The sequence below is a fragment of the Aerococcus sp. UMB1112A genome (assembly GCF_030230715.1).
Lineage (GTDB): Bacteria > Bacillota > Bacilli > Lactobacillales > Aerococcaceae > Aerococcus.
The window spans coordinates 26,110-53,016 of the sequence record NZ_JASPDS010000002.1 but is presented as its reverse complement, the minus strand read 5'-3'; the positions used below and the strand labels follow the sequence as shown (position 1 = coordinate 53,016).

Below are 26,907 nucleotides of genomic sequence, written 5' to 3'. Positions count from 1 at the left end.
TGACAGAAGAAATGCTTACTTTTGATGGGATCCCTCTTTTTATGGGCAAAGTATTTGCTTTAGAACCTTCCTATTTCATTTAGGGGGTTCTTTTTTATAATTTATGATTAGGAGGACTTATCAATGGCTGTACCAAGTCAAATTCATCACTTTCATTTTTCTAATTGTCTTATGAACGCTTCGGGTGTTTCCTGTGAAAGGAAGGAAGAACTTGCTGCATTGGATGACTCAGCAGCGGGGACCTTCATCACTAAAACGGCTACCCTGGAAGCGCGGGAGGGAAATCCCCAGCCGCGAGTGGAGACTTTTGCCTTAGGGAGCATTAATTCCTCCGGACTGCCCAACCAAGGCTTGCCTTACTACCTCCAAGCTCTAGCAGACTTCCAAGCGGCTAAACCGGATAAAATTTATTTCCTCTCTGTTACTGAACTGGAAGAAGAAAAAATTTATAAAATCTTAGAAGAGGTCGAAGCGAGTGACTTCAAGGGACTCGTGGAATTAAACCTATCCTGTCCCAATGTTATCGGGAAGCCGCAGATTGCCTATGATTTTGAAACAACTGACCGAATTTTAAAACGCGTCTTTTCTTTCTTTACCAAGTCCCTAGGGGTTAAGCTGCCCCCATTCTTTGACCCCAGTCACTTTGACCAGATGGCGGATATCCTCAATGCTTATCCCTTAGCCTACGTTAACTGCATTAATTCGGTGGGCAACGGTCTCGTGATCCATGATGAGCAGGTCGTGATTAAACCCAAGCAAGGTTTTGGTGGGATCGGTGGCGAAACCATTAAGGCAACAGCCCTAGCCAATGTCCATGCCTTCTACCAACGTTTGCGGCCAGAGATTGCTATTATAGGGACTGGCGGCGTTTGCGACGGCCGAGATGTCTTTGAGCATATCCTTTGCGGAGCCAGCATGGTTGGGGTAGGGACGACCCTCTATGAAGAAGGAGAAGGCTGTTTTGCGAGCCTGACAGAAGAACTCGAAGCCATTATGAAGGAAAAAGGTTATAAGACTATTGAAGACTTCCGAGGTAAATTAAAATATATGGATTAATCAAAAAAAGCTGTGCAAGTCAAAGCGCAGCTTTTTTAGATGGAAAAATTTAGGCCTGGTCTTTAATCCGCGCCATAGTTTGGCGGACGGATTGGAGGTAGGTGGCGCCAAATTTATAGAGGTGAAGGGCCTGGAAGTAGAGTTTGTAGAATTCTAAGCGTTGCTTGGCACCGGGAGCTAGGGGATAGGCTTCATTATAGGCTTGGTAGAAGTCAGGGCTAAATCCGCCAAAAACCAGGCTGACTCCCAAGTCGAATTCTCGGTCACCATAAAAGCAGGCCGGGTCAAAAAGAACCGGTTGGCCGTTTTGGTCAAACATATAATTGCCTGCCCAGAGGTCACCGTGTAGGAGGGAAGGGCTTGAGCTATGCTGGTCTAAAGTTTCGCTTATTATTTCAAGAACCCTCTGATAGTTGGCTTGGTCTTCTGGCTGCCAGAGACCTTTTTGGCTAATGGCTTGGTCGAGGGGGATTAAGCGCTGGTCGATAAAGAAGTCTTTCCAAGCATCCCTCCAAGTGTTTTCAAAGCGGATATCGCCTCCCTGGTAGGGGAGGTCAAAGCCGAATTGTTGGCGGTCGGAATGGCTCTGGTGGAGCTTGGCCAGCATCTGGCCGAGATCAGCTTGTTGGCCTTGACCTTCCTGGATAAATTCTAGGACAAGGTAGGCGTCGGGGCCTAATTCGCCATGGGCAATGACTTCCGGCACGCGGATTCCCGCCTCAGCCATGGCTTCTAAACCAGCAATTTCAGCCCTATAGAAATCTTCTCGGCGGTTAGGTTGCACTAAGAGAAAATAGTCGCCTTGGCTGGTTTGGACTCGGTAGGCCTGGTTGACGTCGCCACCCGTTACGGGGCTGAGTTTTTGGATAGCGTCTAATGGCAATTGGGCAATTTGTTGGTCAGATAATGTATACATGCTTGTCCTCCTATATCTTTAGTCGCTTACAATGTCTATTCTAGTGGTTTTTGGCGGAAAGCTCAAAAGCTAGGATTAGTTTCAAGGCTGGATCTTTGTTATAATAGAAGAAGATTGAATGAAACACAAGAAAGGTGGATGTTGATGGCAGACCGAGTGCCAGGGCTGACATATCGTGCAGTCTTTAAAGGAATTAATTTATTGCTCCAAGAAGATTCAAATATTGTAACAGACATTGTGGGACACGGGGGGATTGGTAAGTCCCAGCTCGTGCGTGAACTCGCCGCTGCAAATGACTTTCCCTTCTTTGAAATTACCTGCTCGCTCTTACAGCCTGGGGACCTGACCATGCCGGTGCCTAAGGAAGACCGGATCGATTACTATCTCAACCCGCAAGTCCAAGGGGCAGTTGATGCGGCTGAGGCTAATCCGGATAAAAAAGTGATCCTCTTCCTCGACGAATTTAATCGGCCGATCGCTATGGTTCAAGGGGAACTGATGAACCTAGTCCTCCAACGCAATCTTATGGGGATCGACCTGCCAGACAATGTGGTTATTATTACGGCGGAAAACCCGTCTTCTGATGTTGAAGGCTTTGAAGGCTCTTCCTATGCGACCAATGCCCGGGATATGGCCATTAATGACCGGACCATGCGGATTCGGATGGGAACGACTTTAGACCAGTGGCTGGAATCTTTTGCCCAAGCTGACCATCCTAAGCGGCCAGGGCGTTCCATGATCCATCCGCTCATCCGGGACTTCCTCCAAGCAGAGGGCCGGCAATACTTCATTGTGATTGATGAAACCCGGGATAAGAATCCGACCCCTCGTGCTTATGAGCGCTTATCGGAGCTCTTCTATAACTATGAAGGGGCAGGCTATGATTTGCTTGATTTAGCAGATGATGACCTCTTGGCCTTCCTCGTTGAAGGGATTGACGGTTGTATCGGTGAAGAAGCCGGTCAAGTCTTCCTCTCCTATCTCCAAACCCACCAAGGCGACTTTATCAAGGCGTCGGAAGTGGTTGAAGCGGAAGGTCCTCACTTGGATGCTTCTATACTCGACCGCTACCAAGCTATGCAGGCCATTCGCAAGAAGCGAGTGATTGAAGACCTGACTGCCTATCTCCTGGACCATGAGGATTTATTGACCGACCAGGACCTGCTTAGCCGTTACTTGGACCTCTTCTTGGCAACGGAAGCAGATGAGGTCTATAGCTTGGTCAAACGTCTGAACGAAGCCGAAGCAGACTCAGCTTTGGGACGTTTGAACCAAGCTCTCTCGAATTTTGATGCTTATGTGGACCGGGCCTTTGAGATCACCATGGCCGTTTCGAAGAAATAATTAGGGAAAGGAGACCTGTATGGACGGAATCAAGACAGATAAAAGTCGGGATGAATTGTTGGCTTTAATGGGTTCTAGCCAGCAGGAGCTCGCTATCGACAATATTGATAACCGCTATTTTCGCTTGCGGATTGCCTTCATCATTTACATGAATTTTGGGGCGGATGAGGACTACCAGACCTTTTCTGACCTCATGCACGAATTCATTGGGCTTTTAACGGCCTCTCTGATGACGGACCGCAGCTACAGTGGGGCTAACGACAGCCTCTTCGCGGGCATTATTTACCGCTTGGACCGGCAGATGAGCAAGACCCTAGCTAAGCCCTTGAACTTATCCTTTGAGGGCTTACGCTTTACGCTCACTATCAATCCTATCCTTTTCTTCATGTATTATGAGAGTCCAAAGCAAATGTTGGCGGGGATTCGTCAGATTTGTTACCACATAATTTTTAATCATATGACCGATTATGACTGGGCCTTTCAAGAGACGGAGGATGCTAAGGTCATGAGCGTGGCGATGGAAACAGAGATTAACCAGTACATCCAAGACCTTCCCAGTCACGCCGTTTCCCTGCCTGGCTTAAGGAAGAAACTCGATGTCCGCCTACAGGAGAAGAAGGGGACCCTCTACTATTACCAAGAGATGAAGAAAATTGCTAATGATCCCTCCCATCCTAGCCACAACCGGACCCTGTCGACCTTTGAGAAGATGAAGGGGTCGGGGCAGATGGATGATCTATATAGTCAGCTAGCGGGTAATTTTGATGAAGATAAGCTCTCGGACTTGCGCATTGATTCTGCCGAACAGCTCAACGATGAAATGAAGAAGAATTTCTCCATGCAGCAGGTCATCCCCCAGGGTAAGAATAACGACCTCCACCGTAAGATCATCAATGGCCTGGTTCGTAAGGCCTATGATGACTTGACCGATGAGATGCGGGAACACTTGTCGGGCCAATTATCGGAAAAGGTTAAACCGATGAACAAGTCACGGGCCATCAACTGGAAGGATATTATCCAGAGGGGCGAGGGCGCAACTCCCGTTCCCTACCGCCTGTCTAAGAACCGGATGAACCGCCGGCAACCCTTCCGTATCGACTTGCCCGGCCGGGTCTTGGATACCGCAACGACCCTGATTGTTTTTGTCGACACCTCCGCCTCGCAAAATGAGGAAGCCCTAGCTTATAGCCTAGGTGAATTGGCCAATATCCAAAAGACTCTGGGCAACCAAGTCTGGCTGGTCCAAGTCGATACCAAGGTGGTGAAGGCTGAACGTTTGACCCACCAGACCCTATCCCAGTTTTCTTTTGAAGGGCGGGGTGGGACGAGCTTTGCGCCGGCTTTTGAGTGGCTCCATGACCATGGCTTTAACGACCATAATTCGGTAGCTGTCTACTTTACAGACGGTTACGGGGATGATGGTTTCGACCGCTATGGCTACCATAACATGTACTGGATCTTGACTCAGGCGGATCCTCAAGAAGAGAATCCCTTGTCGACCGAAAGTTATGGCAAGATTCTTTACTTGCGTCAAAGTGAAGCCTACAATAATCAATTGATGCAAAACCGCCTGCGCCAAACCCATGATTAGAAGGAGGAGGCTTATGTCGCAAACACATGACCTGAAAAAAGCGCTAATCCGGGTGCAATTTGGGGATTATTTACCCTTGGTTCAATCCTTCAGCTATCCGGAATTAGAGCCCCTAGAGATTGAACCCCACTTTAACTTTTCGGAGATTTCGGATGAAGCTGCTTTCTATATGGTCGCTCAAGGCTATCTCGACCACTGGAATTCCAGCTATCAGAAGGAGAGTCTCGTGCGTAAGGGAAACCTCTATCGTCAGGAACACCGGGTAGTCGATGAAGTGGAAGATGACTTCCTAGAAGCCGTATGGCAAGCCTATGTTCAAGTCAAAGAGGCGGCCCAAAGCCAAGATTCAAGTGCCTCCCAGTCGAGTATTACCCGGCATGGGAGCCAGGAATCGATTTGGGAACAACTCATGCGTGATGGGGTTCCCGAACTCAAGCAGAAGGTGAGCCAGTATAAGGCCCGCTATGGTTTAGATGATTAGGAAAGGAGTCTTTGAATATGTCACAATTAAATACCCTATGTGCGCTCGCTATTGCCCCTTACGGACAAGGTGACCACCTGTCTCAATATGTCATCCAAGCGGTGAAGGTGATCCAAGATTCAGGACTGCCTTACCAGACCCACGCTATGACGACCGAAATCGAAGGGGATTTGGATGAAGTGATGGCGGTGGTGACCAAGGCTGCTAAGGTCTTGGCTGAAAATGGCATCCGCACCGAAATTAGCTTCCGAGCTGACATTCGTCCAGGCCGGGAAGATGCCTTTGAACAAAAGAAGGCTAGCCTCGCCCGGGAAGAGAAAAAACTGGCTGATAAAGAAGATTAAAAAAAGAGATTGGCTCCAGATAAAAACTGGAGTCAATCTTTTTTAGTGAAGCTTATAAATCAGAGGCACGGAAGGCTTCTGCTAGGGAGATTTGGCTAGGGATGCCGAGTTTTTGGAAGGCTTTGTCGAGGGCCTTGTACATGGCTTCAAAATAAGCCACTTCCATATTGGATCCCATGTGGGCAATCCGCAAGATGCGCTCACCGAGAGGGCCGTCGCCATTAGCGATTAAGAGGCCTTCTTCTTTAACTTCTGCCATTACATCAAAACTGTTAAAGCCTTCGGGAAGGAGTACAGCTGTTAGGGTATTGGCAGGATGGTCTTTGGCATAGAGTTCAAAACCTGCTTCTTGGAAAATCTGCCGCGTCTTACCAGCCCATTTGGCGTGCTTAGCAGCGAAGTCATGGGAGAGGGTTTGGTCTAAGGCAGCATCCATGGCATAGACTAAGTTCTCGCTCATGGTATAAGGAAAATCGAAGTGGTCATTATCAAAATTAAGATAGGACTTAAAGTTGGAATAGAAAGAAGGGATGGGACTTTGCCGCTGGTCGAGCCGGTCCAAGGCCTTTTGAGATAGTGTCACGGTACCAATACCAACCGGGGCAGAGAAGCATTTTTGACTGCCCCCGAGCAAGACATCCACTTGGGCGCGGTCAAAGTCGATAGCTTCGCCTCCGATTCCAGAGACGGAGTCCACAATGGATAAGATGTCATAGCGGTGGAGCAAGTTTCCGATGCCATGGATGTCATTTGAGATTCCCGTAGGTGTTTCACAATGGACGAAAGTAGCCACTTGGAAATCAGAGTCCTTTTCTAAGAAGGCTTCCAATTCATCAAGTTTAATGCCGTGCCGCCAGTCTTGTTCGAAGAGAACAGGTTCACCGCCAACAAAACGTACAAAATCTGCAAAACCGGCCCCATAGACCCCATTGGAGAGGACTAAGACCCGGTCACCCGCTTCAACCATGGAGAAGATGGCCGCTTCTAAGGTGATGAGCGCTTCGCCTATCATGAAGAAGGAAGGGGCATCCGTCTGAAGGACTTGTGAAACTTTCTTTTCCACTTGACGCTGGTAGTTGGTGTAGTCATGGTCAAGGTCGGTATTCGTTTTCGACTGGGCAAAGGCTTTGAGGACCTTGTCAGTCACATGGGAAGGACCTGGACTAAGATTTAACATAGCAAAACTTCCTTTCAAAAACATTTTATTCATTATAATACAATTCTAATCTTTTGCCCACCGGTTGGGTAATTGCGGATCGAGGAGTTCAAATTCGCGGCTGTCTAGGTTTACCTTAGCTAAGACTTTATCGCTCTTAATCAGCTGGTCCAGGAAGGCGGCAATCTCATCCGCTTCATTGTAGCGTTTCCAAACATCGTCAGCTGTCAGACTCTCATCCTGAGAGGCCACATTGATGAAAGCGGTGTTAACAGCAGCCGGCGCTAAAATTTTGACTTGGACCGCTGCCTCTTGGTTATGGAGATAGCGGCCAATATTTTCGGAAAAGGCGCTGATATAGAACTTCATCGGACTGTAGAAGGGTGAAGATTCCATCAGCTCATAGCCTGCCACTGAAGAAACATTGACCAGGCAAGCTCCCTCGATGGCTTGGTAATCACGCAAGTAATACTGGCTGAGCAGAGTAGGGGCTAGCATATCCACCTTCATCAGTTCTAAGATTTCGTCACTCGTCTGGCTAAGGAAGTCCTTACTATTAGAGAAACCCGCATTGTTGATCCAACACTTAATGTGATAAGCTTTGGTCTTTTGGTAAAAAGTTTCCAGCTCGTCAATCTGGCTAAGATCTTGGACCAGGTAGTCAACCTTGATGCTAGGATATTTGTCTTCCAATTCTTCTTTTAAGGCAGCCAGTTTTTCTTCGCGGCGGGCAACCAAGATGAGGTTTTCCCCTTGGCTAGCGGCTAAGCGGGCATAAGCTTCACCAATCCCTGAACTGGCACCTGTAATTAATGTATATGTTGTCATGAGTCATCCTCCTTTAGCTCCAGTATAACATGGAAAGGCTTTCAATTCAGAGCATGACCCCTGAACCAAAGCAAATGAATACATCAGCTTTTTATCTAAAGTCTTGTAAAAACAGATTAAAGCATATGCCTATTATCCATGTTTTGCCGGATAGCAAAATTATTTATAAAAAGGCCTTGCCTTTCTATTGGAAATTAGGTAGAATGGTCTTATTGACGGGGGCGTAGCTCAGTTGGGAGAGCGCTACACTGGCAGTGTAGAGGTCGTCGGTTCGAGCCCGATCGTCTCCATTGAAGGGGTTTTGTTCGCTCAAAAACAAGCCTAAAACGTTGATATGAAGGCTTTCTTGAAAAAGTACGAAATGTTTGAAAGCATACCCCTCCAGTATAAAGCTTGAGGGATAAAGACCCCGCAAGAGTTGAGGAGGGACTGCATTAGCTCTCCTGCTTACAGATATGAAGCCATGGTTTTGCCGTGGCTTTTTCTTTTGTCTCTTTTTAGCAATGTTTAAGGGGAGTCCCACATGCAAAGGGAGATAGCAATTTAAGTTATGATTCGTAAGTAGTAGACGCCACATAAACAAGGAGAATACTATCTTTTCAAACAGTTTGTGGGCGTTGAGTTGGCTCTAAATGTACAGGTGAGAAATAAAACTGCTCCGAAACTGCTTCACTAGCTCCACATGTGCAAGAGGATAATTGTTCTGCTTGATTTAAAGAGGGTCCACGGTACGGAAGCCCTCACACTCATAGAATTAAAGTGCCTTTTAATTACTAAGAAATCATAAGGAAAAAGCTCTCTCTGCACTCATGGGGAAACTGCCCAATCTTGACATCAATTCTAGACCATATATTCGGTTAGATAATAGCTTTTAACAGGTAGCTAGTACCGCTCAGCTCCTATCTATTCATTTCAGGTTCTATGAACTTGCCAGGGTGGGGTAGGCACTACAGACCTTTGACAATTGAATAATAAGGGGCTAAGTGTAGACTATCATGTTAAATTAGCTTATAATGTAATTACTAAAATAATTACTTATGAGGAGTGATAAAATGGTAGTAAAAGCAAGGAGGCAAGGAAATTCTTTAATGATTACCATTCCAAAAGCCTTTAATGTTACTGAGGGAGCCAGCTTTAAACCCCACTTACAAGAAGATGGAATTTTCTTTGAACGAGTGGAGAGCGTTCCCCGTTTTGTAGATGACTTTGACGCTTTGTTATTAACTGATATTGTCAAAGCTGGTTTTACAGACGGTGAAGCAATTATTAAAGAGATGGAACGGCGAAAGAAATTCATGGAAGAGCGTTTATCTGAGATGATGGAAGAGCCAGCGAGTGAAATGACTGAAGAGGATTTTAATCGTGAATTTGGATTATAGAATCTATTTCAGAAATAATGCCAAGCGGGAACTGAAGAAGCTGAAAGATAAAGGCCTGATGAAGTTGATTAGAGATGAAATATATCAAGTAATCGCCAAAGATCCTCATTGCGGAGATAGGAAAAAGGGCAAGTTGAAGGATATTTATACTAGACCAATCCACTATCAAAAATCACAATATCGAATTGCCTACACCATCCACGAAGACATTGTTACAGTGGAGATTATCCAAGTTGCTAGCCGTGAAAACTTTTATAAAGAGCTAAGCAGAAAAATTCCTTAGTGGCTAATCATACTAACTAAAACACTTAGCCACCGATCAATTGATGTTGTTTTGCTTGACTATAAAGACAATGTTTTGTCTGTATAATGACTCTCCAAATGATGATATAGTGTTCCTTTATCAAAAATTAAACGAATAAATATGTAATAATAAAGAGACTAGAGACTCCTTGTTTCTTTTGGATATGGGCTTTCTGTAAGATCTGTGATATTCTCAGCTCATAAAATAGAGTAGCTAATTCAGTTGGTAACTGCTAATCAATAACATATCAAGATAAAATAAGCGCTCCAGGTCAAAATTTATCCCGGAGCGCTTATTTTATCTTGATGTTCTGGAAGCAAAGTATTTCCACATATTTAAGAAGAAAACTAGGAGGAGAAGGTAGCGGACGATATCAAATATCTTCAAGAAGAAGTTTTCGTAGCTGACGGGTGATAGGAGGTAGATAAGTAGAAAGAGAACTAGGCAGAAGCATACGCTCAAGGTAATCCCCACGAACATGGAAGAGGTCCGAATGGGTTGTTTAAGCTTCAAGCACTCTAAGAAATATTCTTTTACATCGTCAATATGCATTGGTCATCCACCTTATATGTCTAAAATTTAATCTTATTATACAGTAAAGTCTGGCTAACTGAAAGTATTTTCATCTGCTATTGGCCGACTTTTTGACTCTGTATCCGGTTCAGGAGTGATTAATGACAGTTTAGGAAATAATTAGTTTTTACTGATAAAATGTAGTATACTTATGCTATGAATAAGGAGGAGATTATATGAAGAATAAAGAAAACACAGTCTCATTTCGTAAATTAAATATGGGTCTAGCTTCTGTAGCCCTTGCAGGCTTCCTCGCAGCCAACCCTCAAGTGGTTGAAGCGACTGGAACAGCTGATTCAGGCGCTGGGACTGCCACCACAACGGCGGGAACTGTAGAAGCTACAACTGCTCCAAGTGCTGATGCTAGCAATGCAGCCTACCAAATCCAAAATTCTCAAGAAGCTGAGAAAACTTTAGAACTCATCCGCAACACTCGTAATACTTATTATGACGATGAAACAGTTCCTTTTGCAGGCACTTCACTGAAAAACTATGTGACTCAGCAAGGCCTAACTAAGGAACAATATGTTAATGATATTCGTTATGATCGGATGAATGAAAAGGATGCTTATATCCGCGCGGAAGAAACAGCCATTCATGGTAAAGTTGCTCACAAGGGACCAGATGGAGAAAGTAAGCCCCAATACCAAAATAGCAGTGCCTGGGGTGAAAACCTAAGTTGGGGGCGTAATTCTGTCGAAGCTGATTTTGAAGCTTGGACCACCTCTGAATTACCTGCCTTGAAGTCGGCTAATGGGAAATTCACTGCGAAAAATGGCCACCTCTATCAAATTTTAAATCCATTTAATATTTCCTTCGGTTATGGTAGATTCTCAAAAAATGCTCCAGGTGTTGATGCTTCTAAGTACAAGAACGCATATGATCCAATCAGCGCTCTGACTTTATCTATGAAACCTGGTGATACGGATTATGATGCTGGTAAAATTGGTGGGGTAGTAACACCAGATCCACAATCAACACCAGATCCACAGCCAACACCAGACCCACAACTAACACCAGACCCACAACCAACACCAGATCCACAACCAAAACCAGATCCACAGCCAAAACCAGATCCACAACCAACACCAAATCCAATCCCAACACCAGACCCAACCCCAACACCAAATCCAATCTCAACACCAAATCCAAGTACTAACACCAACGCGACTCCTGGTCAAACGTCTAAACCTTCAACTACGACGCCGGGCACAGTAGCTCCTACAAATACTACGCCAACACTTGTTGCCCCTACAACTGCAACGCCTAGCGCAGTAGCACCAAGCCAAAACCAAGACAAGCTAGCTCCAGGAAAAGGTCAAGAAGCTCAGGCTCCTGCGAGTGAAGCGAAGCCAAGTGCAAAACCTGCTAAAGCCCAAGATCCAGCAGCTAAGCCAGGAAAAGTAGCTGCTTCTGCGCCTAAGGAAGCTAAACAAGGGCAAGCTAAGACTAGCCAAGTTAAATCCCAATCAGCGCATTCTGTTTTACCTAAGACAGGGGCAGTTGCTGTGTCCTTTACAGGCTTTGGACTTGCTCTAGTTGCAGCAGGCGCTGCTTTGTTGAAACGCCGCAAATAATTTTCTATCGATTTTTAGAGTCCAGGCTCTCCTAGTAGAGCTTGGGCTTTTTTTCTATTCAAGAGCTTTCAAGGCTTATTCAGGAGTGATTCGCTTTTAACGGCTCAAAAAAGGTTATAGTAGAATAAGAGACTTAATGAGGAGGCGGCATAATGACAAATGAAGATTTAATCGATACAGCGACTTACCGCAAGGAGGACTTGGTAAAGGCAAGCGCTCCCAAGGCCTACTGTACCCACTGCGGTTACCGGCTCCATGACCAGGCCTCTTACTGCTATAATTGTGACCAGGATCCTTTGACAGGGACGGCTTACTGTCGGCGCTGTGGGGGCAGCCTCTTAGTGGGGCAGAAATTCTGTTCCCGTTGTGGGCTGGCCCAGGCGAAGTCATCCCAGATTCATTTGGAACGTTTTCCATTTGCCGGGGAGACACCAGCCATGCAAGCAGAGATGGAGAAGATTGAAGCCAGTGGGGAAAGAGATAAGGGACGCTTTAATATTTGGGCCTTTATCTTTAGCGGGCTTTGGTTTTGCTATCAGGGTTTGTGGGAATTCGGTCTCATTTTGATCGCTCTCACCTGCCTGCCTTTTGCCTTCTGGTTAAAGTTGGTCCTGATTGCCTTCTTCTCCGGCTGCTATGCCAACTACATCAAGTACCGTTATTTGAAATATGGTGAGGGTTTTCCCAACTTAGGAAAATTATTCCATTAGAAAAGACCAGTCAGCACGTTTTGACTGGTCTTTTGTTATGAGCTATTTTCTTAAATTAACGGTCAACATCATCTTCTGGCTCGACCAGAGCTTCATTATCATTGAAGATGGCTTGGTTCATGCTGCCCATGGCCTTAGAGGTAACGGTCCCAGCGATAATGGAATCGTTCACGTTAAGAGCTGTCCGTCCCATATCAACGATGGGTTCGATGGAAACCATGAGGCCGATAACTTCGATAGGAAGTCCCAACATACCGAAGAGGATGAGGGAGCCGAATGTGGCCCCGCCGCCTGCACCAGATACCCCGATAGAGGTGATGGTGGCTGCTGCGATAATCGTAATCCAGCTACTTGGGTCAGAGAAGGACATGCCGGCAGCTGGTGCTGCGATAACGGCTAACATAACAGGGTAAATCCCCACGCAACCGTTCTGACCGATGGATAGGCCAAAGGTGGCCGAGAAGTTGGCAGTTGGTGTATCTACCCCCAGGGCTTCAGTCTGGGTCTGGATATTTAAGGGCAGGGAACCTGCACTGGACCGTGATGTGAAGGCAAAGAGCAAGACATTGGCTGCCTTCTTGAGGTATTGGATCGGGTTAATGCCAAAGAGGGCCAGGATGATCATGTGGATGATAAACATCACGATTAGGGCCACATAGCAGGCCACAATGAAGGTTGCCATGGTTTGGATGGTCGAGATACTTGAAGTGGCTAGGGCCTTGGTCATCAGGGCGAAGATGCCGTATGGGGCAATCCGCAGCACTAGGGTCACTAGGCGGGAGACGATGGCATGGAGGCTGTTGATAATTTTTTCAAAGATTTCAGCTTCTTCAGGATGGTGGCGGCGGACACCCAAGTAGGCAGCCCCCACAAAGACAGAGAAGATGACAACAGCGATGGTTGAGGTGGACCGGCTACCCGCCATATCTGCAAAGACATTGACAGGAATGAAGGAGCGGATAGTCTCAGGAATGGTTAGGTCAGCAATTTCCGAATTACGCTCCACTAATTGGTCGATCCGCGCATTCTCAGCAGCGCCTCGGGCAAATTCAGCCCCATCGAGGTTGAAGAGAACTCCGGTGGCGATGGCAATGAAGGCGGCAATGGCGACTGTAATGAGCAGGGTGCCGATGACGCCTGTCCCAATCTTACCGAGATTGGATTGGTTGTGGTCGAGCTTGGTAAAGGCTCGGATCATGGACACCATAACCAGTGGGATAACCAACATTTGTAGGAAGTTGATGTAGCCCTTACCGACAATATCAATCCAGTCCATAATTTCCGCTGTGACATCACTTTCAGCTCCTAGAATAAATTGGATCAAGAGTCCAAAAACAATCCCTAAGCCGAGACCGGTGAAGACCCGGTTGGAATATTTAATGTGCTTGCGGCTCATCTGGTTGAGGACCAGGCAGAGCGCGACAAATATGAGTAAAGTAATAATAACTTGCAAAATGCATACCTCCTTCTTATTCACTTACTATTTATTAGCTTATGAATTGAGAATATTATAGCTTATTTTTTATTAGAATGCACCTAATAAGCCTCGAGACTGATTTTTTATTATTTTTTTCTTTTTATGAGGAAGAAATGGTATAATATAGCTTTAAAGAAGATGTTGAGAGCAGATTAGTGATTGATCGGCTTGCACTTAAAGGAGACGAGTCATGGTAAAATTTAATCAACACTTTGATAACCCAGACCAATTAAAGGCCTTCTTACGCCAAGAAGACCGGCCAGATCTGGAGCTAGAATATTTAGAAGTCCAAGATGAACTGGAAGAGTTAGCAGCTGAACCAGTATCCCGGGAAAACCACCGCCAACAGCTTAAACTGGAAACTTACCGGGATGCCCTGGTGGAAGTTCTCAATGAAAAACCGATTGAAGATGAGACAAGAAGTGAAGTAGAGGAAGAAGAATCTGATGACTATGTAGAAGAAGCTGAGCAAGGTCCTGCTGACTCGAGTATGGAGAGTAAAGGGGCGGCCTTTCTTTCCGGCTTAGGCCAGCAAGTGAAGCGGGGCGTCCAAGCTAGCGGCCAGGCCATTAACCGGGGCATCGAGCATGAGATGGCCAAGAAAGAACCCTGGAAAGAGAAGAAGGCTGCTCTGGCTGAGGAGCGCCAGCGAGCCAAGGAAGCCAAGCAAGAGGCCCAGGCCTTAGCCAATCAAGCCCAATATAAGCCCTATCCTCGAAAGCGGCGCCGGGGTTGCGGTTGTGGGGGCTGTCTCTTAGTAATCGTCCTCGCCTTAGTATTAGGCTACTTTGCTTTGGGTCAGGCCCAAGTCTACCTCCCAAATATTTCACTGAATGCACCAGATATTAGGATAGATGGGGGCAGCTTGATCCAAGAAGGCTGGGAATATGCCAAGTCTTGGCTCGGAAATCTTTTCTCTGGCGACGACCAAGCACCTGTAGATGAAGGTCAGGGTTGGCAAGCCCCTGCGGATAATGGCGGTGGAAACTGGCAAAATCAAGAAGCACCTGCCACTGACAATGGTTGGACCGAACCTGCCCCTACAAGTCCGGAACCGGCTCCACAAGCAGGGGATGAGACTGGAACAGGTTATTAATTGAATAGCTGTCAAAGAAGTAGGTAGAGGCCGGGGGTTAACCCTGGCCTTTTTCGATGGCCTCTAAAATTATGTGAGTCTAAGTGCTCTTCCTCACATTCTAGTCGGATTCGCAAGAGCAGACTCGGAGTGATTTCACCCAATCGGAACGACCGGCTAAAGCTGTTCTTATCCTCGTAGTCGGGTTCGGTCGCGCAGAAGTGGCTCCTCTTCATAAAATCCCTGCGAAGTCTTTTCAGACTTCTTCGGTCTTTTACTCCAGAGGTCCACTTCTGACCGCGCTCCCTCACACCCTTAAATTATGATATTTTTGTAAGAAAGATTAGTTTTTGTTAATTATTCTCTTGACTTTATTATAATGTCGGTTTATTATTAGGTCATCACGATAGGGAGGAGCATGAAGAATGAGACAATTGAATTTAGAGCATGTTAGTTTTTCATGTTCTGCTAAGAAAATGAGCAAGTATTACTTTAGCTATTTTAGATCGTGTTTGTAGCTGTGAATCCATCATAGGTACAAACATCAGCGTTTTGGATCTATGATGGCTGAGGTCTTTTGAAGTGTTTAGCCATCCAGAATGATAAATTCTAATGGCTAAAGGCATAGCTTATAAATCAGATAGCCTTAAGGTTTAATTAGTTTTTATCATATCTAATTAAACCTTTTTTGTTTGCCAGGAAGGCTAAACGGATCTGTGCCTTAGCACTAGAAATGGAGAGAAGAATGAATAAGAAAATACGCGCTATTTTAGGACTAGGCTTAGTCGGCCTATCTCTGGCTGGATGTAGCCAGGGCGGTCAAGACGGACAAAAAGAGATTGGGATTATCCAATACGGGGAGCACCAAGCTCTAAACGATGCCCGGGAAGGTTTCGTGGAAGGTCTAGAAGAAGCGGGCTTCAAGGATGGGGAGACTATCCATATTGATTACCAGAATGCCCAAGCTGACCAATCCAACCTCAATTCGATTGCCCAGAATATGAAGGGGCGCAAAGATCTTACCTTTGCGATTGCGACACCGGCAGCTCAAGCAGCACTTAATGCGGACAAGCAGACGCCCATCTTATTTACAGCGGTAACGGATGCAGTCTCTGCTAACTTAGTCAAGTCCCTTGACCAACCGGGAACCAATGCTTCAGGAACCAGCGACATTGCCCCAGTGGAGAAGGCGGTAGACCTGCTTTTGACCATCGATCCCTCGATTAAGACGGTGGGCATGCCTTACAATTCCAGCGAGGTGAATTCTGAAATCCAGTTTAAGGCTTTCAAAGACTATGCGGAAAGCAAGGGCTTGAAAGTGGAAGCACAAACGGTGACGGCAACCAATGAAGTCCAGTCGGCGATTACGGCCTTGGCCAAACGCGTGGATGGCATCTGCTTGCCGACCGATAACACGATTGCCCAAACGATTCCGACAATTGGCAGTGTGGTCAGGGAAGCCAAAGTGCCAACCATCGGAGCTGAGAGTGCCCATTTAGAAGGTTGCCTGGCGACTTACGGGGTTAACTACAAGGATCTGGGCCGGCAGACGGCTGAAATGGCGGTTAAAATTCTTAAAGATGGCGCCGATGTCAGTCAAATTCCTGTTGAAAAAGCTAAGGATTATGAATTAGTAATGAATGAAGCCATGGCCAAAGAACTGGGGATTGACCCAGCGCAGATTAAGAAGGGAGAATAAAGGATATGGATTTAATTGTTTCGAGTATTTCACAGGGGCTCATGTGGTCCATTCTAGCGATTGGGGTCTATTTGACCTTCCGCATTTTAGATATTGCCGACTTGTCAGCTGAGGGAAGTTTCCCCTTGGGTGCGGCGGTCTGTGCCAAGTTAATTGTTTCGGGAGTCCATCCGCTGGTCGCTAGCTTGGCTGCTTTCTTAGCTGGCTTAGTGGCAGGCTTAGTCAATGGCTTTATGATTAATAAGATGCATATTCCAGCCCTGCTTTCTGGGATCCTAACCATGACAGGTCTTTATTCCATCAACTTACGGATTATGGGTCAGGCCAATATTCCCTTACTAGGGGAGGCCAATATCATGGAGTCCTTCCAAGCGACAGGGATGAATCCTACCCTGGCTTCTTTAATCATTGCCTTAATTTTCCTAGCGGTTGTTATTATGGCCCTGGTGGTCTTTATGAATACCGAGTATGGTTTGACGCTCCGGGCGACTGGGGATAACCCGCTCATGGCAGAAGCCAATGGGGTCAAAACGGACCAGATGAAGTTAGTGGGCTTGATGCTCTCCAATGGTTTGATTGCCTTATCGGGAGCGATTATCTGCCAGAATAACGGCTATGCAGACATTGCCATGGGGACTGGGACCATTGTTATTGGTTTAGCCGCTATTATTATTGGAGAAGTGCTCCGCCGCAACCTCACTTTCGGCAAACGTTTAATCACCATTGCGATTGGAGCCGTGATCTACCGCTTGATTATCGACTTCATCATGCAGCAACAATTCCTGCCTGTTCTTCCCAGCGACATCAAGGTGCTTTCATCCATCGCGCTCGCTATTATTCTCTATGCCCCCCATGCCAAGGCCAGTTTCCAGAACCGGCAAGCCAGTGCTAAGTAAAGGAGTAGTGTTATGACGAACTTACTAGAACTTGACCAGATTAATAAGGTTTTCAATCCAGGAAGTATTAATGAAAACCATGTGACTAAAAATTTGTCCCTCACCATCCATGACAATGACTTTATCTCTGTGATTGGTTCCAATGGGGCAGGGAAGTCAACCTTACTCAACTTGATTGCAGGAACGATTCCAGTGTCTTCTGGGCGGATTCGCCTGCGCGGTGAGGATATTACGGACCGACCTGCCTACAAGCGGGCTGCTGGGATCAGTCGGGTCTTCCAAGATCCACAAATGGGGACTGCCCGTAACCTGACCATTGAAGAGAACCTTGCCATCGCATACAAACGGGGCAAGCGCCGGGGCTTCGGCCGGTCTGTGACAGAAGAAATGCGTCGGCTCTTCCGTGACCAGCTCAGCCGGGTCGACTTGGGACTTGAAGACCGTTTGAACACCGCTGCATCTAACTTGTCAGGGGGCCAGCGCCAAGTCCTAACCCTGATCATGGCCATTCTCGAAACGCCCGAGCTCTTACTCTTGGATGAGCACACGGCTGCCCTCGACCCGCGGACTAGTGAGATGGTGATGGACTTGACCCAGCGTCTGATTGAGGAGAACCACTTAACTTCTCTCATGATCACCCATGACATGAATGATGCCCTGGCTTACGGCAACCGTCTGATCATGCTCCACGATGGCCGCATCGTTGTCGATGTCAAAGGGGAAGACAAGGCAAAATTATCGGTTGAAGACTTGATGGAACTCTTCAAGGAGAATGTCGGCAACCAATTGCGTGATGACGACTTGCTCTTAAAAGCTTAATATTGATCATAAAAAAATTATCGACCTGCACTAGATTAGTGAAGACCGATAATTTTTTTGATGTTTTAAATTTTAGACCTTAGTCCACATACCATTCTCTTCTTTGCTGGGTGGATGCTTGGAAGGCGTCTTGGAGTTGGTCATAGTCTTTGTTCTTTAGGGCTGTTTTGACGCGAGCCAGTTCTTTTTCGAAAGCTTCGATGCTTTCCAGTAAGTAGTCCCAGTTGTGAAGGAAGAGGTCTGTCCATAGGGGCGCATTGACGTCCGCAATCCGGGTCAGTTCTTGGAAGCTGTTACCCGCGAACTTCATGGTATCCTCACAGTTAGGGGCAGAATTTACCGCAGCAACGGCGAGGACGTGCATGAGCTGACTCACATAGGCTATGGCCCGATCATGGCTTTCGGCATCCACCCGGCTGACCTCCTGGAAGCCCATGACCCGGTAGAGGGCTTCGATCAATTCGAGCTGGCTCTCCTGGTTTCTTTGGCTAACGACGAGCAGGGCGTTGGCCCCCCGGAATTGGGCACTATTGAGGCCGGCAATCCCTGTCTTTTCACTCCCGCGCATCGGATGGGTATAGATGAAGTCTAAGTCAGGGCGGAGGATGGCTTCAACTTGGGACATCACGTCTCGCTTAATGCCTGTGACGTCCGTTAAGAGGCAGGTCGACTTGAAGAGGTCCTGCTTGTTTTCCACATAGGGGGCGACCGCTTGGGGGTGGAGGGTGATAAAGATGAGGTCGGCTTGGCTGAGGGCTTGGTCATCCTCCGTTTGGGCAGTCTTTACAATCCCTAATTCTTCAGCTTTGAGACAGGTCTCTGGATTCTGGTCGATGCCGCGAATTTCTTGATAGCCCGCTTGGGTCAAGGCTTGGGCAAAGGAAGATCCGATCGCTCCCAGGCCGACAATGACAATTTTCATACTTATTCCTCCAAATGTTTAAGTAGGGCTTCTAGGCCCAGGGCGTAACTGTCCTTACCGAAGCCTGAAATCTGACCGATGCAGGCAGGGGCAATGACTGAGGTCTGACGGAAGCTCTCTCTTTGTTGGATGGCTGAGAGGTGGACTTCCACGCAAGGAATTTGGATACTGGTGAGCGCATCGTGGAGGGCATAGGAGTAGTGGGTGAAGGCACCCGGGTTGAAAATTATCCCGTCAATCTTTTCGTAATAGGCTTCTTGAAGGCGGTCAATCAGGGCGCCTTCATGGTTGCTTTGGAAGAAGCTGAATTCATGGTCAAAGCTTTGGTCTAAGTCAGTTTCAATTTGCTTCAAACTTGTTTGGCCATAGATATCTGGCTCCCGAATGCCTAAGAAATTGAGATTGGGGCCGTTAAGAATTAAAAATTTCATGGTTTCCGTCCTTTCGATAGGTCGTTATAATGGTTTTTAGGCACTGGTCCAGGCTGCCCTGGTTGGGGATATGGAAATCAGCAGCTGCCTGGTAGAGGGGGTAGCGCTCTTGGTAGAGGACCTGGAGCTGGTCCAGGCGTCCCTTGAGTAGGGGGCGTTGGTCGCTGTTAATGTCTGCAGAAATCTGGTCCAGGGGGCGGTCGATAAAGTAGACCTTGCCTCCTTTTTTGAGGGCCTTAATGTTATCAGGATCTTTGACGACCCCGCCACCCGTGGCAATAATGAGGCCCTTAGCTTGACCAAGCTCGCAGGCAAGTTGGGATTCGAGGGCACGGAAGGCAGCTTCTCCTTCTTCAAAAATTTCAGAGACGCTTCGGCCCGAGACTCTTTCAATTTCCTGGTCCATGTCTAGGAAATCTAAGGAGAGCTTTTGGGCGAGGGCTTGACCGAGGATGGTTTTACCCGATCCGGGCATGCCGATGAGGATGAGATTAGGCTGGGTCATGGTTAAATCCTTTCTTTACACGGGCTAAGATCCGCTCCACCTGGTCCTCAGAGAATTGCTGGTCTTCCCAGATTTCGACGGAGCGGATGGCTTGGCCGACTAACATGTCCAGGCCGTTACAGTAGGCCTTGCCGGCTGCCTTGGCATCACTTAAGAGTTTGGTTTCATAAGGGTTATAGATGGTATCGAAGACATGGTCAAAGCGGTCGAGGTCATGCGCTTTGAGCGGGGAGGCCTGGGTCTTTGGATACATACCAACAGGTGTACAATTGATTAGGAAGTCACCTCTAAGGCCCTCAAGGTCAGCATAGGAGAGGCAGGGCCAGGGCTTATCTTGGTGCTGGTCGGGATGTCTGGATACCAGGTGGACTTGGGCGCCGTGGTCGGTTAGATAATGTCCCATCGCCTGGGCAGCCCCTCCTGTTCCAAGGATATAGGCGGTTTTGTCTTGAGTCTGCCAATGGCGGCGCTCAAAAGATAAGTGAATGCCATCGTAATCTGTATTGTAGGCCTTGACTTTACCGTTGACTTGCTTGATGGTATTGACAGCGTCCAATTTTTTCGCGGTTTCAGACAGCTCATCCAGATAGGGGAAGAGGGCCTGCTTATAGGGGATGGTGACATTGGCACCACGGATATCTAAAGTCTTCAGCGCTTCCAAGGCTTGGCTTAGACTTTCTTCGGGAACTTCAAAGAGTTTGTAGGCCGCCTCAATCTGGGCTTCTTCATATATAATCTGGTGGATCTCTGGGGATAGACTATGGCCCAGGGGGTAGCCAAATAAGCCATAAAATTCCATCTCATCACTCCGTTCTAGCTTATTTTTACTACAATAATGATAAAGTTATCATTATTGTAATGCAAGCCTTGCTTGATAAAATGGCGAAAAGAGCTGTCAGATCAATATTTTTAGCTAAGAGCTGAAGTTAATATATTAGTATAATAAAAATAAGATTAGAATGTTATCATTTAATAGTTGACAGCTACTCTTAGTTTTGCTATATTTAAAGCACGCATTAAAGAGAACCAGTGAGGAGGAAAAAACATGTTAATGCAACAACAACTTTTAGCAAATAGCTGGTTCTACTTTAGCTTCTACTTTTTTAAAGGTAATGGAGGCTAAAGCAATCTTTGATGCATAGGGCTCCATTGATGGTAAGAAATCGAATGGAGCACCCACTATCTAAGACTTTATATCTCGAGAGGATTAGTCAGGCTGCATTCGGTTACAAACGGATGCAGCTTTTTTGTTTCCGATAACCATTGGGAAGCTTTGAATGATATGATAGTAGGGAATTGAAAAAAGGAGAGAATGCAAAATGATTATTGTGATGAAATCTAATGTGACGGCTGGCGATGTTAAAGATGTAATTGATAAAATCGAAGATACAGGTAACCAGGCTGTTATTATTGAAGGCCAAGAAGTTGACGTGATTGGTATCGTTGGCGATACGTCCCGCATTGACCAATCGAAATTACAGGCCAATGACACCATTGCAGAAGTTATCCGAGTGTCTGAACCCTATAAGTTAGCCAATAAGGCCTTCCACCCTCAAGCGAGTCAGATCAAGGTTCGCGACCAAATTATCGGGGGCAAGGAATTAGCTATTATTGCGGGACCATGCTCAGTTGAAGGGGAAGAACAAATTGTCGGGACAGCTAAGCGCGTGAAAGCGGCTGGGGCAAACATGCTCAGAGGGGGCGCTTACAAGCCAAGAACCTCACCTTACAGCTTCCAAGGTTTACAGTCAGAAGGGATCCGTCTCTTGGACCTAGCCCGTCGTGAAACCGGACTACCTATCGTGACCGAATTAATGGCCATTGAACAATTGGATGAATTTGTAGAACATGTGGATGTTATCCAAATTGGAGCCCGTAACATGCAAAACTTCTCACTCTTGAAGGAATTGGGTAAGACTGACAAGCCTATCCTCTTAAAACGTGGCCTGAGCGCCACCTACCAAGAATGGTTAATGTCTGCTGAGTATATTATGGCAGAAGGCAACCCGAATGTTATTCTCTGCGAACGCGGAATCCGGACCTTCGAAACCGAAACCCGGAACTGCTTAGATATCCAAGCCGTGCCATTGATGAAACATAAGACCCACCTGCCTATTATTGTGGACCCTTCACACGCGGCTGGGATAGCCTACATGGTACCTGCTGGAGCTAAGGCTGGGATTGCAGCGGGCGCTGACGGCTTGATTATGGAGATCCACCCTGATCCTAAGAATGCCTGGAGTGATGGCCAACAGAGCTTGACCCCAGACCAATTCGACCGTTTGATGGAACAGATCCGCGTCCTTGCAGAAGTTGAAGGCCGGACGGTACCAGAGGGCGACAAGACTAAATAATTAGAAGCACAAATGAGAGGAGCTGTTGAAATGGCGGAGCTTGAAATTAAACTGAATCGACCAGCAGTCAGCTATCCATTAAAGATTAAGAAGGGCTTGCTCGGTCAGCTAGCCGAAGAAATCCAAGCTGTCCATAAAGGCAAAAAAGTTGTCATCATAACGGATGAAAATGTGGCCCATTATTATGGTAGGCAAGTGGAAACAAGTTTAGAAGCTGCGGGTTTTGACTTTGAAACGATTGTTCTCACCCCTGGTGAAGCCAGTAAATCGATTGAAAACTTACCTGGTCTCTACGGACGCTTGGTACGCTTTGGTATTAGCCGGAGCGATTTGATTATTGCCTTAGGGGGTGGCGTCATTGGTGACTTGGCAGGCTTTGTTGCTGCTAGCTTCCTGCGCGGGATTCATTTGATCCAAGTTCCGACTACGCTCCTTGCCCAAGTGGACTCCAGCGTGGGCGGCAAGGTCGCCGTGGACCTTAAAGAAGGAAAAAACCTGGTGGGGGCCTTCTACCACCCCCATTCGGTCCTGATTGATCCCAATGTTTTAGAGACCCTGTCTGACAAGGCCTTTAGCGACGGGATGGCAGAGGTCATCAAGTACGGCTGCATCCGTGACCGGGCCTTCTTTGACAAACTCAAACAAGCAGGTAATCGGGCAGGCATCATGGCTGATATTGAAAGTATCCTAGAGCGCTGCTGTGCCATCAAGCAAGAAGTCGTCGAAGCCGATGAGAAAGATACCGGCTGTCGGATGCTTCTAAACTACGGCCATACCCTCGGCCATGCCATTGAAGCCTACTACCACTATGAGCGCTACACCCACGGGGAAGGTGTCGCGATCGGCATGCTGGCCATCAATCAATTAGCCGAAGACCAGGGGCTCAGTCCCCAAGGGTCGACCCAGGAAATTTACCAAGTGGTGAAGAACTTTGGCCTGCCAACAGTCCTCGACCAGCCGGAAGACTATACCGGTATCCTGCCCCTCATTAAAAATGACAAGAAAAATTTAAATGGCCAACTCCATATCATTACCCTCAAAAGGATTGGCCAGGCTGAAATCCGCGAGGTGCCTGATCATTTCTTTGATCCCTTGCTGGAAGGAGGAAAGCATTAATGACCGATTTACAAATTCAAGCCAAGCCTTTAGCGGGTGCGGTCCATATCCCACCTTCCAAGAGCTTGGCCCACCGCGCCATTATTGCGGCTGGCCTCGCCCAAGGGGAAAGCCAGGTCACAAATGTCCAACTATCCGATGATATTCAAGCGACAATTGAAGCTATGCAAAGTTTGGGGGCTGAAATCAAGCTGACGGAAGCCGGAGACCAGCGGGTAGACTTAAGCATCTGTGGTGGCAATCCATCCAAGTCTGCTTCACGGCTGATCGATGCCAATGAGTCAGGCTCGACCCTGCGCTTTATGATTCCTATTGCCAGTCTTTTTCCAGGTCAGACCCATTTTGTTGGCCGGGGGAAGCTAGGTAGCCGGCCATTGGATCCTTATGAAAAGATCTATAACGAACAAGGGCTCTTCTATGAGAACTTGTCGGATGGCGCTTTGGACTTGAGAGTTGAAGGAAAACTGCAAGCTGGGGCTTATCAATTAGCAGGCAATATCAGCTCGCAATTTATTACGGGGCTGCTCTATACCCTGCCACTTTTAGAAGGTGATTCCACCCTGCAAATTACGGGACCGCTGGAGTCGGTGGGCTATATCCACCTGACTCTCGATATCCTCGAGCGCTATGGGATTGAGATTGATTATCAAGCAGAGGACCAGTGCTTCCAGATTAAAGGCAACCAGGCCTACCAAGCGGCTGACTACCAGGTGGAGGGCGATTATTCCCAAGCGGCCTTCTTCCTCTGTGCGGGTGCCTTAGGAAATGATGTTTGGGTCAAGGGGCTAGCCCAGTCTAGCCAGCAAGGCGACCAAGAAATTATTCCTTTCCTTAAAAAATTGGGGGCTAGGGTTAAGAATCAAGATGGGGGTATCCAAATCCTGGCCCAGGGTCTGGAAGGGGATTGTGAATTGGATGGGTCCCAGTGTCCCGATGTGATTCCGGTCCTCGCGTTGACGGCTTGCCTGGCTAAGGGTGAGACACAGATTAAGAACTTGGCCCGCTTGCGGATTAAGGAATCTGATCGACTAGCTGCAACCCAAGAGGAACTCAGCAAGCTTGGAGCGAATATTCAAGTCCTTGGTGATAGTTTAGTCATCCAAGGTGTTGACCAGCTCCAAGGGGCTTGCCGAGTATCCAGCCATAAGGACCATCGGATTGCGATGATGCTAGCGATTGCGTCAACAGTCTGCCAGGAAGCCATTATCATAGAAGATGCAGACAGTGTCAGCAAATCTTATCCCTATTTCTGGGAAGACTTTGCAAGTTTAGGAGGCGAATACAGTGAGCGGAATTTGGGGTAAACAGTTACAAGTAGCTATCTTTGGGGAATCGCATGGCCCAGCTATTGGCATCACGATTTCTGGATTGCCAGCTGGCCTCGCCCTGGACGAAGATAAAATTCTAGTCGAAATGGCCCGGCGCCGCCCTGGCCAAAATGAATTGACCACACCCCGACGTGAGGAAGACCTACCGGATATTGTCTCTGGCTACTTTAACGGCCACACAACGGGGGCGCCCTTAACGGCTCTCATCTACAATACCAATACCCGGTCCAAGGACTATAGCCAGATGCGCAAGCTCATGCGGCCTGGTCAGACGGACTATCCGGCACTTAAGCGCTATGATGGCTACAATGACTACAGGGGAAGTGGGCACTTCTCGGGGCGGATTACAGCGCCTCTCGTTTTTGCGGGAGCAGTCTGCCAGCAATGGCTGGACCAGTATGGGGTCACCATTGGGTCCAGGATTTGTTCGATCGGTGAGGTCAAAGACCAAGCAGAGGTTGACTTCCAAAAACTCAGCCGGGAAGACTTATTGGCCTTCCGCCAAGAGACCCTGCCTGTTTTGACTGCTGGGCTAGATGAAGAAATGGCCCGCTGTATCCGCCAAGCCAAGGGCCAGCACGATGCCGTGGGAGGTATTGTGGAGACCTTTATTTTGGGCCTAGAAGCGGGTTATGGCAATCCCTTCTTTAACTCCATTGAATCAACTTTGGCCCAGCTGATCTTCTCAGTGCCAGCGACCAAGGGGATTGAATTCGGGGCAGGTTTTGACATTGCCTCCATGCTAGCCTCTGAAGCCAATGATAATTTTTACTATGATGACGAGGGCCAGGTTCAGACCACTAGCCTGAATAATGGTGGAATTGTCGGGGGAATCAGCTTAGGAACGCCGATCAACTTCCGCACGGCCATCAAGGCACCGGCTTCAATTGCCAAGGCCCAGGCCACCATTAATATAGAAAGCCATGAAAATGTTGAATTAGAAGTCACAGGCCGCCACGATCCATGCATTGTGCCCCGGGTATTACCTGTGATTGAAGCCGTGACGGCGATCGGGTTGATGGACTTAATCCTCACCCGGTCATAAAGGAGAAAGAGGGATGAGGAATGAAAGTTGCTTACCAGGGGATTGTTGGGTCCTATAGTGAAGCTGCCTTAGCTTACTGGCAGCAGAAGATGGCAGGTCCAAGAGACTTATATGAAGGCCTGCCTTCTGATGGCTTTAGTCGGATGGTAGATGACCTTATAGAGGGGAAGATTGACCGGGCCGTGATGCCGATTGAAAATTCCACTACCGGACTTATTACACGGACGCTGGACCTCTTTCGCTACCAACATGTTTACGCGGAAGCTGAGCACTACCAGCCCATCCGCCATGTCTTGTGGGGGATTAAGGGGGCTGAGCTAAGCCAAATCAAGCAAGTCTATTCCCATCCTGAAGCCCTATCCCAGTGTACCCAGTTCTTTACTGACCATCCTTGGATCCAACCAATTTCTTATAAAGATACGGCCCAGGCCGCCCAGTTCATTGCCCAAGAGGGAGACCCTAGCCTAGCTGCCTTATCCAGTGAGCGCTGTGGGAAGATCTACCACTTAGAAGCCATAGCCCGCCAGGTTCAGAATGAATCCACTAACATGACACGTTTCTTTATGATGCGTCGTTACCGCGATGAGCTTTTGGCCTTGGACAAGGACCAGCTGCTCTGCCACTTGTTGGAGGAACACCCCCAGGCCAGTCGCCTAATGCTCTATGTCGAAACGGCCCATAAGCCAGGAGCCCTCCACCAATTGTTGACCATCTTTAACCTCTTCAATTGTAATTTGGAAGGTTTGGATGCTCGTCCTATCAAAGACCAGCCCTTCAGCTATGGCTTCTTTATTGAGGTGGATATCCAGGGCTTGGCTGGCCAGGCCCAGCTCTTCTGGCAGATGCTTGAACTCGCTAGCCAATACATTCAAATTATTGCTTGCATGGAAGCCCAAGAGGCTGAAATTTCCTATCTAAGCTAGGCTTAATGCTTGCTTATAGGGCCTAAATAGGTTACTATAAGTAAGTAAAATAAGAAGG

General features: G+C 47.4%; 27 protein-coding genes and 1 tRNA gene. 19 read left to right on the top strand and 9 right to left on the bottom strand.

What is annotated here, in order from left to right:
* Nucleotides 1–123: 123 nt before the first annotated feature.
* Entirely contained in the window at nt 124–1,056 is a 933-nt protein-coding gene (locus tag QP860_RS01435; protein ID WP_070617046.1) for a dihydroorotate oxidase, read from the top strand.
* Nucleotides 1,057–1,105: 49 nt separating this feature from the next.
* Here QP860_RS01435 and QP860_RS01430 read toward each other — a convergent pair whose 3' ends face one another.
* Nucleotides 1,106–1,972 (bottom strand): fructosamine kinase family protein, encoded by an 867-nt coding sequence (locus QP860_RS01430; RefSeq protein ID WP_070617047.1) that lies wholly within the window; start codon nt 1,970–1,972, stop codon nt 1,106–1,108.
* Between the two features lie 144 nt (nt 1,973–2,116).
* Here QP860_RS01430 and QP860_RS01425 point away from each other — a divergent pair, with 144 nt between their 5' ends.
* Genes QP860_RS01425 through QP860_RS01410 form a run of 4 tightly spaced genes read left to right on the top strand, consistent with a single transcriptional unit; the run spans nt 2,117 to nt 5,732 of the window.
* A complete protein-coding gene (locus QP860_RS01425; protein WP_070617048.1) occupies nt 2,117–3,316 on the top strand; it encodes an AAA family ATPase in 1,200 nt (399 codons plus the stop codon).
* A 19-nt stretch (nt 3,317–3,335) separates the two neighbouring features.
* Entirely contained in the window at nt 3,336–4,907 is a 1,572-nt protein-coding gene (locus tag QP860_RS01420) for a vWA domain-containing protein (RefSeq protein ID WP_070617049.1), read from the top strand.
* Between the two features lie 13 nt (nt 4,908–4,920).
* Complete coding sequence (locus QP860_RS01415; protein ID WP_070617050.1) at nt 4,921–5,388, top strand: hypothetical protein; 468 nt, start codon at nt 4,921–4,923, stop codon at nt 5,386–5,388.
* Nucleotides 5,389–5,405: 17 nt separating this feature from the next.
* Complete coding sequence (locus QP860_RS01410) at nt 5,406–5,732, top strand: MTH1187 family thiamine-binding protein (protein ID WP_070617051.1); 327 nt, start codon at nt 5,406–5,408, stop codon at nt 5,730–5,732.
* 52 nt (nt 5,733–5,784) lie between these two features.
* On the opposite strand, the gene QP860_RS01405 is transcribed toward QP860_RS01410, so the two are convergent.
* Complete coding sequence (locus QP860_RS01405) at nt 5,785–6,909, bottom strand: pyridoxal-phosphate-dependent aminotransferase family protein (RefSeq protein ID WP_284912058.1); 1,125 nt, start codon at nt 6,907–6,909, stop codon at nt 5,785–5,787.
* Nucleotides 6,910–6,954: 45 nt separating this feature from the next.
* Nucleotides 6,955–7,716, bottom strand: a complete 762-nt coding sequence (locus QP860_RS01400) for an SDR family NAD(P)-dependent oxidoreductase (RefSeq protein ID WP_070617053.1) — start codon at nt 7,714–7,716, stop codon at nt 6,955–6,957.
* Nucleotides 7,717–7,933: 217 nt separating this feature from the next.
* On the opposite strand from QP860_RS01400, the gene QP860_RS01395 reads away from it, so the two are divergent.
* From QP860_RS01395 to QP860_RS01385, 3 genes are all read left to right on the top strand, one after another.
* Nucleotides 7,934–8,006, top strand: a tRNA-Ala gene (locus QP860_RS01395).
* Between the two features lie 762 nt (nt 8,007–8,768).
* Nucleotides 8,769–9,095: an AbrB/MazE/SpoVT family DNA-binding domain-containing protein gene (locus QP860_RS01390; RefSeq protein WP_141744565.1), complete on the top strand. Its 327-nt coding sequence runs from the start codon at nt 8,769–8,771 to the stop codon at nt 9,093–9,095.
* A complete protein-coding gene (locus tag QP860_RS01385; RefSeq protein ID WP_168162692.1) occupies nt 9,079–9,378 on the top strand; it encodes a type II toxin-antitoxin system RelE/ParE family toxin in 300 nt (99 codons plus the stop codon). The genes QP860_RS01390 and QP860_RS01385 overlap by 17 nt, the downstream gene beginning before the upstream one ends.
* Nucleotides 9,379–9,696: 318 nt before the next feature.
* On the opposite strand, the gene QP860_RS01380 is transcribed toward QP860_RS01385, so the two are convergent.
* Entirely contained in the window at nt 9,697–9,951 is a 255-nt protein-coding gene (locus QP860_RS01380) for a hypothetical protein (RefSeq protein WP_284910879.1), read from the bottom strand.
* A gap of 197 nt (nt 9,952–10,148) precedes the next feature.
* Between QP860_RS01380 and QP860_RS01375 the strand changes: the two genes are divergently transcribed.
* Entirely contained in the window at nt 10,149–11,549 is a 1,401-nt protein-coding gene (locus tag QP860_RS01375; RefSeq protein WP_284912057.1) for a CAP domain-containing protein, read from the top strand.
* A 152-nt stretch (nt 11,550–11,701) separates the two neighbouring features.
* Nucleotides 11,702–12,259: a DUF2628 domain-containing protein gene (locus QP860_RS01370; protein WP_070617057.1), complete on the top strand. Its 558-nt coding sequence runs from the start codon at nt 11,702–11,704 to the stop codon at nt 12,257–12,259.
* Nucleotides 12,260–12,314: 55 nt separating this feature from the next.
* Here the strand turns inward: QP860_RS01370 and QP860_RS01365 are convergent, their stop codons facing one another.
* On the bottom strand, nt 12,315–13,712 hold the full coding sequence (locus QP860_RS01365) for an L-cystine transporter (RefSeq protein ID WP_070617058.1): 1,398 nt from the start codon (nt 13,710–13,712) through the stop codon (nt 12,315–12,317).
* 214 nt (nt 13,713–13,926) lie between these two features.
* On the opposite strand from QP860_RS01365, the gene QP860_RS01360 reads away from it, so the two are divergent.
* From QP860_RS01360 to QP860_RS01345, 4 genes are all read left to right on the top strand, one after another.
* Nucleotides 13,927–14,832: a hypothetical protein gene (locus QP860_RS01360; protein WP_070617059.1), complete on the top strand. Its 906-nt coding sequence runs from the start codon at nt 13,927–13,929 to the stop codon at nt 14,830–14,832.
* Between the two features lie 724 nt (nt 14,833–15,556).
* Complete coding sequence (locus tag QP860_RS01355; RefSeq protein ID WP_284912056.1) at nt 15,557–16,510, top strand: ABC transporter substrate-binding protein; 954 nt, start codon at nt 15,557–15,559, stop codon at nt 16,508–16,510.
* Nucleotides 16,511–16,515: 5 nt separating this feature from the next.
* Nucleotides 16,516–17,406, top strand: a complete 891-nt coding sequence (locus QP860_RS01350; protein ID WP_070617061.1) for an ABC transporter permease — start codon at nt 16,516–16,518, stop codon at nt 17,404–17,406.
* A 12-nt stretch (nt 17,407–17,418) separates the two neighbouring features.
* Nucleotides 17,419–18,225, top strand: a complete 807-nt coding sequence (locus QP860_RS01345; RefSeq protein WP_070617062.1) for an ABC transporter ATP-binding protein — start codon at nt 17,419–17,421, stop codon at nt 18,223–18,225.
* 79 nt (nt 18,226–18,304) lie between these two features.
* Here the strand turns inward: QP860_RS01345 and QP860_RS01340 are convergent, their stop codons facing one another.
* From QP860_RS01340 to aroE, 4 genes are read right to left on the bottom strand one after another with little or no spacing between them, the layout of a single operon-like run.
* On the bottom strand, nt 18,305–19,147 hold the full coding sequence (locus QP860_RS01340; protein ID WP_284912055.1) for a prephenate dehydrogenase: 843 nt from the start codon (nt 19,145–19,147) through the stop codon (nt 18,305–18,307).
* Between the two features lie 2 nt (nt 19,148–19,149).
* Entirely contained in the window at nt 19,150–19,578 is a 429-nt protein-coding gene (gene aroQ / locus QP860_RS01335) for a type II 3-dehydroquinate dehydratase (RefSeq protein ID WP_070617064.1), read from the bottom strand.
* Nucleotides 19,559–20,083 carry a shikimate kinase gene (locus QP860_RS01330; RefSeq protein WP_070617065.1) on the bottom strand — a complete coding sequence of 175 codons (525 nt, stop codon included), beginning with the start codon at nt 20,081–20,083 and terminating at the stop codon, nt 19,559–19,561. Before QP860_RS01330 ends, aroQ begins: the two co-directional genes overlap by 20 nt.
* Entirely contained in the window at nt 20,070–20,882 is an 813-nt protein-coding gene (gene aroE, locus QP860_RS01325; protein WP_070617067.1) for a shikimate dehydrogenase, read from the bottom strand. The genes QP860_RS01330 and aroE overlap by 14 nt, the downstream gene beginning before the upstream one ends.
* 520 nt (nt 20,883–21,402) lie before the next feature.
* On the opposite strand from aroE, the gene aroF reads away from it, so the two are divergent.
* From aroF to QP860_RS01300, 5 genes are read left to right on the top strand one after another with little or no spacing between them, the layout of a single operon-like run.
* Nucleotides 21,403–22,437, top strand: a complete 1,035-nt coding sequence (gene aroF, locus QP860_RS01320) for a 3-deoxy-7-phosphoheptulonate synthase (RefSeq protein ID WP_070617069.1) — start codon at nt 21,403–21,405, stop codon at nt 22,435–22,437.
* Nucleotides 22,438–22,467: 30 nt separating this feature from the next.
* Nucleotides 22,468–23,553, top strand: coding sequence for a 3-dehydroquinate synthase (gene aroB, locus QP860_RS01315; protein ID WP_070617070.1), 1,086 nt, complete (start codon nt 22,468–22,470; stop codon nt 23,551–23,553).
* Complete coding sequence (aroA, locus tag QP860_RS01310) at nt 23,553–24,857, top strand: 3-phosphoshikimate 1-carboxyvinyltransferase (RefSeq protein WP_070617072.1); 1,305 nt, start codon at nt 23,553–23,555, stop codon at nt 24,855–24,857. The genes aroB and aroA overlap by 1 nt, the downstream gene beginning before the upstream one ends.
* The gene (gene aroC / locus QP860_RS01305; protein ID WP_070617074.1) at nt 24,838–25,926 is read left to right on the top strand and encodes a chorismate synthase; all 1,089 of its coding nucleotides are present in this window, start codon (nt 24,838–24,840) and stop codon (nt 25,924–25,926) included. The genes aroA and aroC overlap by 20 nt, the downstream gene beginning before the upstream one ends.
* A gap of 20 nt (nt 25,927–25,946) precedes the next feature.
* Nucleotides 25,947–26,849, top strand: coding sequence for a prephenate dehydratase (locus tag QP860_RS01300; protein WP_070617076.1), 903 nt, complete (start codon nt 25,947–25,949; stop codon nt 26,847–26,849).
* The last annotated feature ends 58 nt before the right edge of the window (nt 26,850–26,907 follow it).

What these genes read in the sequence shown, in the direction of transcription:
- aroE (WP_070617067.1), bottom strand. Translation starts at nt 20,882, where the DNA reads ATGGAATTTTATGGCTTATTTGGCTACCCCCTGGGCCATAGTCTATCC.
- QP860_RS01370 (WP_070617057.1), top strand. Translation starts at nt 11,702, where the DNA reads ATGACAAATGAAGATTTAATCGATACAGCGACTTACCGCAAGGAGGAC.
- QP860_RS01300 (WP_070617076.1), top strand. Translation starts at nt 25,947, where the DNA reads ATGAAAGTTGCTTACCAGGGGATTGTTGGGTCCTATAGTGAAGCTGCC.
- QP860_RS01420 (WP_070617049.1), top strand. Translation starts at nt 3,336, where the DNA reads ATGGACGGAATCAAGACAGATAAAAGTCGGGATGAATTGTTGGCTTTA.
- QP860_RS01415 (WP_070617050.1), top strand. Translation starts at nt 4,921, where the DNA reads ATGTCGCAAACACATGACCTGAAAAAAGCGCTAATCCGGGTGCAATTT.
- QP860_RS01360 (WP_070617059.1), top strand. Translation starts at nt 13,927, where the DNA reads ATGGTAAAATTTAATCAACACTTTGATAACCCAGACCAATTAAAGGCC.
- QP860_RS01345 (WP_070617062.1), top strand. Translation starts at nt 17,419, where the DNA reads ATGACGAACTTACTAGAACTTGACCAGATTAATAAGGTTTTCAATCCA.
- QP860_RS01375 (WP_284912057.1), top strand. Translation starts at nt 10,149, where the DNA reads ATGAAGAATAAAGAAAACACAGTCTCATTTCGTAAATTAAATATGGGT.
- QP860_RS01380 (WP_284910879.1), bottom strand. Translation starts at nt 9,951, where the DNA reads ATGCATATTGACGATGTAAAAGAATATTTCTTAGAGTGCTTGAAGCTT.
- QP860_RS01400 (WP_070617053.1), bottom strand. Translation starts at nt 7,716, where the DNA reads ATGACAACATATACATTAATTACAGGTGCCAGTTCAGGGATTGGTGAA.
- QP860_RS01430 (WP_070617047.1), bottom strand. Translation starts at nt 1,972, where the DNA reads ATGTATACATTATCTGACCAACAAATTGCCCAATTGCCATTAGACGCT.
- QP860_RS01425 (WP_070617048.1), top strand. Translation starts at nt 2,117, where the DNA reads ATGGCAGACCGAGTGCCAGGGCTGACATATCGTGCAGTCTTTAAAGGA.
- QP860_RS01390 (WP_141744565.1), top strand. Translation starts at nt 8,769, where the DNA reads ATGGTAGTAAAAGCAAGGAGGCAAGGAAATTCTTTAATGATTACCATT.
- QP860_RS01435 (WP_070617046.1), top strand. Translation starts at nt 124, where the DNA reads ATGGCTGTACCAAGTCAAATTCATCACTTTCATTTTTCTAATTGTCTT.
- aroF (WP_070617069.1), top strand. Translation starts at nt 21,403, where the DNA reads ATGATTATTGTGATGAAATCTAATGTGACGGCTGGCGATGTTAAAGAT.
- QP860_RS01405 (WP_284912058.1), bottom strand. Translation starts at nt 6,909, where the DNA reads ATGTTAAATCTTAGTCCAGGTCCTTCCCATGTGACTGACAAGGTCCTC.
- aroB (WP_070617070.1), top strand. Translation starts at nt 22,468, where the DNA reads ATGGCGGAGCTTGAAATTAAACTGAATCGACCAGCAGTCAGCTATCCA.
- QP860_RS01330 (WP_070617065.1), bottom strand. Translation starts at nt 20,083, where the DNA reads ATGACCCAGCCTAATCTCATCCTCATCGGCATGCCCGGATCGGGTAAA.
- QP860_RS01340 (WP_284912055.1), bottom strand. Translation starts at nt 19,147, where the DNA reads ATGAAAATTGTCATTGTCGGCCTGGGAGCGATCGGATCTTCCTTTGCC.
- QP860_RS01355 (WP_284912056.1), top strand. Translation starts at nt 15,557, where the DNA reads ATGAATAAGAAAATACGCGCTATTTTAGGACTAGGCTTAGTCGGCCTA.
- QP860_RS01410 (WP_070617051.1), top strand. Translation starts at nt 5,406, where the DNA reads ATGTCACAATTAAATACCCTATGTGCGCTCGCTATTGCCCCTTACGGA.
- aroQ (WP_070617064.1), bottom strand. Translation starts at nt 19,578, where the DNA reads ATGAAATTTTTAATTCTTAACGGCCCCAATCTCAATTTCTTAGGCATT.
- QP860_RS01350 (WP_070617061.1), top strand. Translation starts at nt 16,516, where the DNA reads ATGGATTTAATTGTTTCGAGTATTTCACAGGGGCTCATGTGGTCCATT.
- aroA (WP_070617072.1), top strand. Translation starts at nt 23,553, where the DNA reads ATGACCGATTTACAAATTCAAGCCAAGCCTTTAGCGGGTGCGGTCCAT.